Genomic DNA, 10590 nt, shown 5'->3' on the forward strand with positions numbered 1-10590 from the left:
ACTGCCGAATTCCTGCCATGACCGACACCGCGCTGAAGACCGCAATCGAACAGGCCTGGGCCGACCGCGACAGCCTGACCCCGGCCACCACCGGCCCGGCCCGTGACGCCATCGAGGCGGCGCTGGAAGGCCTCGATTCCGGCACCCTGCGCGTGGCCGAGAAGGTCGACGGGCAGTGGCAGGCGCATCAGTGGCTGAAGATGGCGGTGCTGCTGTCCTTTCGCATCACCGACAGCAAGCTGGTCGCCGGCGGTCCGGACGGCGCGGTGTGGTACGACAAGGTGGCGCCGAAGACCTTGGGCTGGGGCGAGAACCGCTTCCGCGAGGCCGGCTTCCGCAGCGTGCCGGGTGCGGTCGTCCGCCGCTCCGCCTATATCGCGCCGGGCGTCGTGCTGATGCCGAGCTTCGTCAATGTCGGCGCCCGGGTCGAGGGCGGCACCATGGTCGACACCTGGGCCACCGTCGGCTCCTGCGCCCAGATCGGCAGGAACTGCCACCTGTCCGGCGGCGTCGGCATCGGCGGCGTGCTGGAGCCGCTGCAGGCCAACCCGGTGATCATCGAGGACGACTGCTTCATCGGCGCCCGGTCGGAGGTGGTCGAGGGCGTGATCGTCGAGCGCGGCGCGGTGCTGTCGATGGGCGTGTTCCTGAGCGCCACCACCAAGATCGTCGACCGCGAGACCGGCACGGTCAGCTACGGCCGCGTGCCGGCCTATTCGGTGGTGGTGCCCGGGTCGCTGCCCGGCAAGCCGCTGGCCGACGGCTCGCCGGGGCCCTCGCTCTCCTGCGCCGTGATCGTCAAGCGGGTCGACGAGCGGACCCGTGCCAAGACCTCGATCAACGAGTTGCTGCGCGACTGAGCTTCGCCATGGTGCCCCCGTTCCGCGGCCCGACCGCCCCTGACCCGATCGCCCTCACCCAGGCGCTGATCCGCTGTCCCAGCGTCACCCCGGCCGATGCCGGGGCGCTGGGCGTGCTGGCGGCGGCGCTCGAGCCGCTCGGATTCCGCTGCGAGCGGATGCGGTTCGCGGCGCCGGGCACGACGCCGATCGACAACCTCTACGCTCGCATCGGCAGCGGCCGGCCGCATCTCTGCTTCGCCGGCCACACCGACGTGGTGCCGCCGGGGGACGAGGCGCGTTGGCGCTTCCCGCCCTTCGAGGGCCGGATCGCCGATGGCCGTGTCTGGGGCCGCGGCGCCTGCGACATGAAGAGCGCGGTCGCCGCCTTCGCCGCCGCGGCGGGCCGCTTTCTCGCCGCGCGCGGGCCGGCGTTCGGCGGCTCCATCAGCCTGCTGATCACCGGCGACGAGGAGGCCGAGGCGGTCAACGGCACGGTGAAGATGCTGCAGGCGCTGGCAGCGCGCGGCGAGGCGATCGATGCCTGCATCGTCGGCGAGCCGAGCAGCAGCGAGACCGTCGGCGACACCATCAAGATCGGCCGGCGCGGCAGCCTGACCGGCCGGCTGACCGTGCGCGGCGTGCAGGGCCATGTCGCCTATCCGCACAAGGCCGACAATCCCCTGCCCCGGCTGGTGCGGATGCTGGCGGCGCTGAGCCCGGGCGCGGGGCCGGAGATCGACGCGGGCAGCGCCCATTTCGATCCCTCGACCCTCGCCATCACCACCATCGATGTCGGCAACCCGGCTGCCAATGTGATCCCGGCCGAGGGCCGCGCCGTGTTCAACATCCGTTTCAACGACACCTGGACGGCGGACAGCCTGGGCCTCTGGATCCGCGAGCGCTTCGACGCGGTCGGCGGCGACCACACGCTGGAACTTCGCAGCGGCGCCGACAGTTTCCTGACCGCGCCGGGCGAGCTGACCGGGCGCGTCGCCGGGGCGGTGGAACGGGTGACCGGCCGCCGCCCGGCCTTCAGCACCTCGGGCGGCACCTCCGACGCCCGGTTCGTCAAGGATTACGCACCGGTGGTCGAGCTGGGCCTGGTCAACGCCACCATCCACAAGACCGACGAGAACGTGCCGGTCGAGGAGATCGAGACGCTGGTCCGGATCTACCAGGCGGTGCTCGAGGACAGCTTCCCGGAGAGGGGATGATGGCAGTCTCTTCGGGCGACATCATCCGCGGGGTCTGGGGCGCCTGGCGCCTGGCTCGGCGCGACACCGGCGGCATGGCGATGTTCGACATCTCGCCGGACGGGGCAGCGAAAAGCTTCTTCGCCGCGGTGCTGGCCTTCCCGCTCTACATGATCGTCCAGGCGCTGTTCCTGGGCGACAGATGGCCCCTGCTGCTGCTGCCGCTGCCGCTGATCGTGCAGACCCTCGGCTTCGCCGCCGCCTGGGCACTGATGCCGGCGGCGCTGACCTGGATCCTGCCCTGGCTCGACCGCGGCCGGCGGCTGCCCGAGGCCATCGTCGCGTATAACTGGGCGGCCCTGCTGATCATGATCGCCCAGTTCGTGCGAATCATCCTCGACGCCGTCGGTCTGCTGCCCGGAACGATGGGCATCGTCGTCGCCATCGCCGTCGCCGCCGCCTGCTATCTCTACGAAGGCTTCGTACTGCGCACGGCGGTCGAGGTCGACGTGCCGATCGCGGCCGGGCTGGTGGTGTTCGACGCGCTGGCGTCGGAGCTGCTGGCCGGCTGGATCGATCTGGTCGCCAGATCCTCCCTGTAGCGCACCCACAGGAAGCATAGCCCGTCCGGCGGCGCAGTGGCCCCGGCGGCGGCGCGGTCGCGCGCCGCCAGCACCTCGGCCACCCAGCCGGGCGGGCGCTTGCCCTCGCCCACCAGCTTCAGCGTGCCGGCGATGTTGCGGATCTGGTGGTGCAGGAAGGACCGCGCCTCGGCCTCGATCTCGACCGCTTCGCCGCGGCGCACCACGTCCAGCCGGTCCATCGTCCGCAGCGGCGACTTGGCCTGACATTCGGCGGCGCGGAAGCTGGTGAAGTCGTGATGCCCGACCAGATGCTGCGCCGCCTCGTGCATCGCCGCGGCGTCGAGCGGCCGTGACACCTGCCAGGCCTGGCCGGCCTCCAGCGCCAGCGGCGCACGGCGGTTGACGATGCGATAGCGATAGGCGCGCAGGATGGCGGAGGTGCGGGCGTCGAAGCACTCGTCCACCGCCTCCGCCGACAGGATCGCGACGGGAAGCGGCTTCAGGTGGAAGTTGAGCGCGTCGCGCACCGTGCCGGGATCGGTCGGGCGAGCGATGTCGGCGTGCGCCACCTGCCCGATCGCATGCACCCCGGCATCGGTGCGGCCGGCGGCGGTGATCCGCACCTCCTCGCCGCAGAAGCGGAGGATCGCCTCCTCGACCGCCTGCTGCACCGACAGACCGTTCGCCTGCCGCTGCCAGCCGACGAAGGGGCGGCCGTCATATTCGATGGTGAGCTTGTACCGCGCCATCTAGCCCAGGCGGGTTCCGGCCGGAATGGCGAAGCCGTTCAGCAGGTCGCGCGCCGTCATCGGGGCCTTGCCCGGGCGCTGCAGCCGGGCCAGGCGGATGGCGCCATGGCCGCAGGCCACGGTCAGCTGGTCGTCCAGCACAGTGCCGGGGACGCCCGAGCCGGCGACGAGCGTCGCGGCCAGCACCTTGATGCGCTCGCCCTCACGCAGGAACCAGGCGCCGGGCTTCGGCGTCAGCGCCCGGATCTGGCGGTCGAGCGCGACGGCATCGGCCCAGTCGATGCGCTCGTCCGCCGGCCCGATCTTGGCGGCATAGGTGACGCCCGCCTCCGGCTGCGGGATCTCCACCGCGCGGCCTGCGGCCACGGCGTCGAGTGCCGGCACGATCAGCCCGGCGCCGATGGCCGCGAGCGTGTCGTGCAGTTCGGGCGTGGTCGCATGCGGCCCGATCGGCACCCGCCCGGCCAGCAGCATCGGCCCGGTGTCCAGCCCCGCCTCCATCCGCATGATGGTGACGCCGGTCTCGGCATCGCCGGCCAGGATGGCGCGGTGGATCGGCGCGGCGCCGCGCCAGCGGGGCAGCAGCGAGGCGTGGATGTTGAAGCAGCCGAGCCGCGGTGCGTCCAGGATCGGCCGCGGCAGGATCAGCCCATAGGCCGCGACCACCGCGGCGTCGAGGCCGAGATCCCGGAACTCCGCCTGCGCCTCGGGCGTCCGCAACGTGGCCGGATGGCGGACCGGCAGCTGCGCCGTCGCCGCCGCCCGGTGCACGGCCGAGGGCTGCAGCTTGTGGCCCCGCCCGGCGGGCCGCGGCGGCTGGGTGTAGACGGCCGCGATCTCGTGCCCGGCGTCGATCAGCGCGAGCAGCGCGGGCACCGCGAAATCCGGCGTGCCCATATAGGCGAGGCGGAGGGGCATGGCGAGACGAGACGCCTCAGAACGGCAGCTTCATGCCCGGCGGCAGCTTCAGCCCGCCCATCAGCTTCGAGGTCTCTTCCTGCACCGCCGCCTCGACCTTGCCCTTGGCGTCGTTGAAGGCGGCGACGATCAGGTCCTCCAGCACCTCGACCTCGGACGGATCGACCAGCTTCGGATCGATCTTGAGCGAGCGCAGCTCGCCCTTGCCGTTCAGGACCACCGCGATCATGCCGGCGCCGGCCTGGCCCGGCACCTCGATCTCGCCCAGGCGCGACTGCATCTCGGCCATCTTGGCCTGCATCTCCTGCGCCTGCTTCATCATCTGTCCGAGATTCTTCATGCCTCTCGCGGCTCCTCTTCATCGGTGGCGTCGGGGGCTGGTTCGGCGCCCGGCAAGGGCCCCTCATCCTGCTCCACCGGATTGCGCAGGTCGCGGATCACCGCGCCCGGGAAGGTGCTCAGCACCGCCTTGACCAGCGGATGCTCGGCCGCCCGGGCCATCGCGTTCTCGCGGTCGGTCCGCTCTTTCTGCCTTAGCGTCGGCGCTCCCTCCGCACTGGAGACGCTGACCACCCAGGCCTCCCCGGTCCAGTCGCGAAGCGCGGAGCGAAGGATGTTTTCGAGATCCGGAGGCGCCGACTCCGGCTGGAACTCCAGCCGCCCTGGCTCGAAATGGACGAGGCGCACGGCGCTCATCAGATGACCGTGCAGCACCACGTTACGGGCAGCAGCGAGCTCCACCAGTTCCTCAAAAGTCCTCGGATTGGCCCGCAACGCCGGTTTCGGCGCGGCCTGGACGACGACCAGAGCAGGAGCTGGAACCGGCGCCGACGGTGCCGTGACCGGGGCCGGCTCGCTGGCCACCAGAGTGAGGCTACCACCGCCTCCCGCCGCCATCCGGGCGCCACCGCCGGGACCAGGTCCCGGGACCGGGCCGGCGGTCACCGCGCCCTGGCTCTGCAGGTCGCCGAACTTGCGGACCAGCTCGCCGGGGCTGGGCATGTCGCTCATATAGAGCAGGCGGATCAGCACCATCTCCAGCGCCGCCTGCGGGTTCGGCGCGGCCTGCACCTCGCCCGCCCCCTTCAGCAGGGTCTGCCAGGCCCGGGTCAGGCCGGGCAGCGAGATGGTCTCGGCCAGGGCGCCGCCGCGCTTGCGCTCGACCTCCGGCACCGCCGGGTCGTCCAGCACCGCCGGGACCATGCGGGCGCGGGTGACGAAGTGGATGAAGTCCAGCAGGTCGCCCAGCACCGATTGCGGATCGGCCCCGGCGCGGCGCGCCGCCTCCAGCCCCTCCAGCATGCGCGGGCCCTCGCCGGCGAAGGCGGCCTCGAGGATGTCGATGACGCTGGAGCGGTCGGCCAGGCCCAGCATCTCGCGCACGCCGGCGGCGGCGATGAAGGGCTTGTCGCCGACCGGCGCGCCCTGGGCGATCGCCTGGTCCAACAGCGAGAGGCCGTCGCGGGCCGAGCCGTCGGCGGCGCGGGCGATCATGCCGACCGCCTCCGGCTCCGCCGCCACGCCTTCCTTGTCCAGGATCTCCGTGAAATAGGCCTGCAGCTGGTCGGCGCCGATGCGCCGCAGGTCGAAGCGCTGGCAGCGCGACAGCACCGTCACCGGCACCTTGCGGATCTCGGTGGTGGCGAAGACGAATTTCACATGCGGCGGCGGCTCCTCCAGCGTCTTCAACAGCGCGTTGAAGGCGTTTTTGGACAGCATGTGGACTTCGTCGATGATGTAGACCTTGTAGCGCGACGCCACCGGCCCGTAGCGCACGCCGTCGATGATCTCGCGGATGTCGTCGACGCCGGTGCGGCTGGCGGCGTCCATCTCCATCACGTCGAGATTGCTGTCGGCCAGGATGCTGCGGCAGGGCTCGCAGACGCCGCAGGGATCGGCGGTCGGCCCGCCTTTGCCGTCCGGCCCGACGCAGTTCAGCGCCCGGGCCAGGATCCGCGCCGTGGTGGTCTTGCCGACGCCGCGCACCCCGGTCAGCACGAAGGCGTGGGCCAGCCGGCCGGAGGCGATGGCGTTGGTCAGGGTGCGCACCAGCGCGTCCTGGCCGATCATCTCGGCGAAGGTGGTCGGCCGGTATTTGCGGGCGAGCACGCGGTAGGCCGCCGGCTTGGCCGGCTGCGGCGCGTCGTCTAGTCCGAGGGGCAGGGCTGCGTCATCGCTCATGGCGCGCGATCATAGGGAATGGAGGCGGCGGTCGAAAGGCCGAAGCACGACCCGTCGGGCGAAGAGCGATCGGAGGATGGAGGAAGGTGGGAGACCGGCAGCGACCCGTATCGAAACTCGTTACGGCTGCTTCCTTCCGGATCTGACCGGGTTGGCGAGGGACACGCCCGCGCCGATCTCCCGCGCCCTATATCGGAGCTTCGGGCGCCGGAGGCAAGGGTGGAAATGACAGAACCGTGTCCGGCCTATCGCACCCCGTCGGCCACCAGCGCGGCGATGCGCCGGCAGCAGGCCAGCAGCGGCCCGGCATAGCGCTCCGGATCGTCGATCGCGGCGCGGTATTTCGGGATGCTGACGCTGATGCAGCCGATCGCCCCGCTTGCCCCCGCGATGGCGCCGCCATAGCACCAGATGTCGGCCTCGTTCTCCTCGGCGTCGATCGAATAGCCGCGGATGCGGATGCGCTCGATCTCCGCCGCCAGCGCCGCGACATCGGTCAGGGTCTGCGGCGTCATCGCCGTGAGCTCGAGCCGGGGCAGCAGCGCCGCGGCCTCGTCCGGCGGCAGCGCCGCCAGCCAGGCCTTGCCGACCGAGCTGGAATGCAGCTTCACGCGGGTGCCGATGCGCGAGGCCATGCGCACCGCCTGCGGGCTTTCCAGCTTGTCGACATAGATCATCTCGGGCCCGCTGCGGATGGCGAGATGCACGGTCTCGCCGGTGGCGTCGCGCAGCCGGGCCAGCTCCGCCGCCGCGATCAGGCGCAGCTCGAACCGGTCCCAGGCGCGGGCGGCCAGCGCCATCAGCCGCGGGCCGAGGCCGAAGGCGCCGCCGCCCGGCCGCTCGGCCAGCATGCCCTCGGCCTGCAGCGCCGCGACGATGCGATGCACGGTCGGGCGCGGATGGCCGGTCAACCGGGCGATCTCAGCCACCGAGACCGGCTCGGGCGCATCGGACACGGCCTGCAGCACCGCCATCGCCTTGCCGAAGGCGGCCGCCCCCTGCACCGCTGTCGCCCCGCTGCCTTGCCCGGCGCCCTGCCCCATCGCTGCCCCCTGTCCGCTCAGGCGACGAGGTAGCCGCCATCGACCGGCAGCGCCACGCCGGTGATGAAGCCGGCGGCCGGGCTGCACAGGAAGGCGACGGCCTGGGCCACCTCCTCCGGCCGGCCCCAGCGGCCCATCGGGGTGCGGCCGAGGATGGCGCCGGAGCGCGCCGGGTCGTCCTGCAGCGCCTGGGTCAGCGGCGTGGCGATCCAGCCCGGCGCCACCGCGTTGACGCGGATGCCGTCCTCGGCATAGGCGATGGCCAGGGACCTGGTCAGCTGCAGCACCCCGCCCTTGCTGGCGCTGTAGCCCGGCACCAGCCCGCCGCCGAAGAAGCTGAGCATCGAGGCGGTGTTGACGATGCAGCCCTTGGCCTGCGCCAGCAGCGGCCGGGCGGCGGCGCAGAGCCGCATCGTGCCGGTCAGGTTGACCGCCAGCACCTGCTCGAACACCGCCGGGTCGTGCTCCGCCCCGCGGCGGATCACCCCGGCGCAGTTGACCAGGATGTCGAGCCGGCCGAGCCCGCCGACCAGCGCTTCGACAGCCGCGGCGTCGGTGACGTCGAGCTCGGCCAGCCGCGCGCCCGGCGGCGGCTCGATGCCCGCGGCCGGGGCCAGGCCGGCGGCGGTCACGGTCGCGCCCAGCCGCGCCAGCTCGGCGGCCACCGCCGCGCCGATGCCCTGGGTGCCGCCGGAGACCAACGCGGTGCGGCCGGCGAAGAGATCGGGCTGGAAGGTCATGCGGTCCTCAGCGGATGAACTGGTCGACGTAATCCGCGCCGAGGCCGGCTTCGGCGTAGTGCTTGCGGCACATGTCCAGCTTGGTGAACACGTCCTCGTAGCCGGTGTGCTTGCCCCAGGGGTCGACGTAGTACATGACGCCGTTGACCTGGAAATAGGTGATCATCTCCTCGACATGCTCGTCGACCACCAGGGTGTGGGTCTCGCCCGGCGGCTCGAAGACGTAGCTGCCCTCGGTGGCGACCCAGTCATGCTCGAGGTAGCGCCAGCTGCCCTTCAGCACGAAACCATGCACCGGCCCGGGATGGCGGTGGCGGCTGAGCACGCCGGCCTTGCGCACCCGCAGCAGGTTCATCCAGTAGCCGCTCGAGATGTTGAGGCAGAGCGGCCGGAACCAGACGTTCTCCGCCTGCGGCACCCAGACCCGCTCATCCTGCGGCACGGCGTGGGGCACGACGATGTCGCGCAGCGCCTCGGGCGGGTTCGGATACTGGTACGGCATCCGCCTGGTGTCGGCGTCGGCTGGCATGACGCTGTCCTCCGGTTTGTCCACATTATGGACGATCTATCCATTTTGTGGACAGACATTGGCCCCACCCCGCCGGCCTGTCAATGCCGGGGGACGGCCCGGACCGTCGGCACGCCGTGCCGGCACCAAACGCCGGCGGACGTACCCCGACGCCGGCGGCACCTGCAGATGGAGGAGAGCATCTGCGCGCGGCGTCCAATCGATGGCCTCGACGTCGCGCCAGGGTTCAGCTGCTGTCCGGTTTCGCCGCCCGGGCGCCACGGCGCTTCGGGCCTGCCGGGGTGTCCGCGTCTTCGGGCCGGGCATCGGGCGACCGGGCGAAGGGGGCCTGCGCATAAGGCGATTGCGGGTGCCCGCTCTCCTCGACCGCCCAGGTCTCGGCCTGCCACCGGGCCCAGTCCGGCACGATGCCGAGCTCCCGGCAGAACCGGGCGACGACCTCGCCGACCGGAAGTTCGCCGGTGTCCTCGGCGTCGTCCTCCTGCAGCCGGCGGTCCAGCTCGTGCAGCAGGTCGTCACGCCGGTCCTGTTCGTCGATGTCGAGCTTGCAGGCCTCGGCTTCGGCGGCCTCCTCGGCCTCGATCGCCTCCTTGAGGATGCGCCGGACCAGGTTGCGCCGCCGGTGCCTGCGGTCCTGCGCGACACCAGCCGCGGTCGCCTGGGCATCCGCCGCGAGCCGGGCCTCCAGCGCCACGGTCTGGCGCATCTCATAGGACAGGCGGGCGAAGACCAGGCCGAGTCCGCGGGTGCGGTCGGCGGCGGTGTCCTCCAGCGGCTGGCGCGCGGCCTCCACGGCCTGGCCCTGCACCGCCTCGGCCAGGCCGAGGGTGAGCTCGCCCAGCCGCGCCAGCATCCGCCCATGCCGCTCCGCCCGCTCCCGGTCGGGATCGACCGGTTCGGCGCGTGTCGGGTCGGAGGCGGATGAGGCCATGTCCATGGAACATATCATGAACATGATTTCGGAATAAGGCAATAGCCTCGGTTTCCGAATTCCTCGACCTCTTCTCGCCCTCCGGCCAGCTTCATCTCGCCTCGGGGTGTAACGCACCGAGCCTTCCGTCGGATCGACGCACGATCGACGCCGCCGGTAGCTTCTGCTCGCCGGGCACGACGGCTGCCAGAAAGCGGAGAGGATCATGCGGATCGGCACATTTGTGATGTTCGCTGTCTTGGCGGCAGCGCCGGCGTCGTTCGCGGCGGACTTCCGGCTGGCCAGCCCGGACATGACCGATGGCAGGATGCTGGCCGAGACCTTCGTGATGAACGGTCTCGGTTGCGTCGGAGGCAACGCGTCGCCAGCCCTCTCCTGGTCCGGCACGCCTGCAGGCACGAAGAGCCTTGTCATCACCGTCTACGATCCGGACGCGCCGACCGGCAGTGGCTGGTGGCACTGGGTCGTGACCGACATCCCGGCGGCTGTGACGGCGTTGCCGCGTGGCGCCGGCGATCCGGCAGGAACCGGACTGCCGACCGGTGCGAAGCAGGGACGGACAGATTTCGGCACAGCCTCCTATGGCGGCCCCTGCCCGCCGCAGGAAGACGCGCCGCATCGCTATGTCTTCACCGTCCATGCCCTGTCGGTGGCGCACCTGCCGATCGATCCAAAGGTCTCCGCGGCCATGGTCGGCTTCGCCATGCACGCCACCGAGATCGGCCGCGCCAGCCTGACCGTTCGCTACGGGCGCTGACGCACGGAGCCGCGCAGTAGATGCAGGAGGCGCGCGTGGCTTAGGCAGGCTGGGGTGCGCCATGAGCGGTCATCGTGCCCGCGGTCCGATACCGGACCTCAGCCGAATCGTCCAGATCCGGCC

General features: G+C 71.6%; 11 protein-coding genes and 1 other RNA gene. 3 read left to right on the forward strand and 9 right to left on the reverse strand.

Features of this window, described 5'->3' with window-relative positions:
* Positions 1–17: 17 nt before the first annotated feature.
* Together dapD and dapE are read left to right on the forward strand one after the other, a co-directional pair.
* Complete coding sequence (dapD, locus tag FFK22_RS02960; protein ID WP_138886793.1) at positions 18–860, forward strand: 2,3,4,5-tetrahydropyridine-2,6-dicarboxylate N-succinyltransferase; 843 nt, start codon at positions 18–20, stop codon at positions 858–860.
* Positions 861–868: 8 nt separating this feature from the next.
* On the forward strand, positions 869–2056 hold the full coding sequence (dapE, locus tag FFK22_RS02965; RefSeq protein WP_138886794.1) for a succinyl-diaminopimelate desuccinylase: 1188 nt from the start codon (positions 869–871) through the stop codon (positions 2054–2056).
* Between the two features lie 448 nt (positions 2057–2504).
* Here the strand turns inward: dapE and truA are convergent, their stop codons facing one another.
* From truA to FFK22_RS03010, 9 genes are all read right to left on the reverse strand, one after another.
* The gene (gene truA, locus FFK22_RS02970; protein WP_138886795.1) at positions 2505–3368 is read right to left on the reverse strand and encodes a tRNA pseudouridine(38-40) synthase TruA; all 864 of its coding nucleotides are present in this window, start codon (positions 3366–3368) and stop codon (positions 2505–2507) included.
* Positions 3369–4286, reverse strand: coding sequence for a methionyl-tRNA formyltransferase (gene fmt, locus FFK22_RS02975; RefSeq protein ID WP_138886796.1), 918 nt, complete (start codon positions 4284–4286; stop codon positions 3369–3371).
* Between the two features lie 16 nt (positions 4287–4302).
* Positions 4303–4626, reverse strand: coding sequence for a YbaB/EbfC family nucleoid-associated protein (locus FFK22_RS02980; protein ID WP_138886797.1), 324 nt, complete (start codon positions 4624–4626; stop codon positions 4303–4305).
* Complete coding sequence (locus FFK22_RS02985; protein WP_138886798.1) at positions 4623–6467, reverse strand: DNA polymerase III subunit gamma/tau; 1845 nt, start codon at positions 6465–6467, stop codon at positions 4623–4625. The genes FFK22_RS02980 and FFK22_RS02985 overlap by 4 nt, the downstream gene beginning before the upstream one ends.
* Positions 6468–6550: 83 nt before the next feature.
* Positions 6551–6651, reverse strand: an RNA gene (gene ffs, locus FFK22_RS02990) — signal recognition particle sRNA small type.
* Between the two features lie 61 nt (positions 6652–6712).
* Positions 6713–7510 (reverse strand): IclR family transcriptional regulator, encoded by a 798-nt coding sequence (locus FFK22_RS02995; protein WP_138886799.1) that lies wholly within the window; start codon positions 7508–7510, stop codon positions 6713–6715.
* A 17-nt stretch (positions 7511–7527) separates the two neighbouring features.
* The gene (locus FFK22_RS03000; RefSeq protein WP_138886800.1) at positions 7528–8250 is read right to left on the reverse strand and encodes an SDR family NAD(P)-dependent oxidoreductase; all 723 of its coding nucleotides are present in this window, start codon (positions 8248–8250) and stop codon (positions 7528–7530) included.
* A gap of 7 nt (positions 8251–8257) precedes the next feature.
* Positions 8258–8779, reverse strand: a complete 522-nt coding sequence (locus tag FFK22_RS03005; RefSeq protein WP_138886801.1) for a 2,4'-dihydroxyacetophenone dioxygenase family protein — start codon at positions 8777–8779, stop codon at positions 8258–8260.
* A 226-nt stretch (positions 8780–9005) separates the two neighbouring features.
* Complete coding sequence (locus FFK22_RS03010; RefSeq protein ID WP_138886802.1) at positions 9006–9716, reverse strand: hypothetical protein; 711 nt, start codon at positions 9714–9716, stop codon at positions 9006–9008.
* Positions 9717–9915: 199 nt separating this feature from the next.
* Here FFK22_RS03010 and FFK22_RS03015 point away from each other — a divergent pair, with 199 nt between their 5' ends.
* A complete protein-coding gene (locus FFK22_RS03015; RefSeq protein ID WP_138886803.1) occupies positions 9916–10467 on the forward strand; it encodes a YbhB/YbcL family Raf kinase inhibitor-like protein in 552 nt (183 codons plus the stop codon).
* The last annotated feature ends 123 nt before the right edge of the window (positions 10468–10590 follow it).

It is taken from the genome of Mycobacterium sp. KBS0706, from assembly GCF_005938675.2.
Lineage (GTDB): Bacteria > Pseudomonadota > Alphaproteobacteria > DSM-16000 > Inquilinaceae > Inquilinus.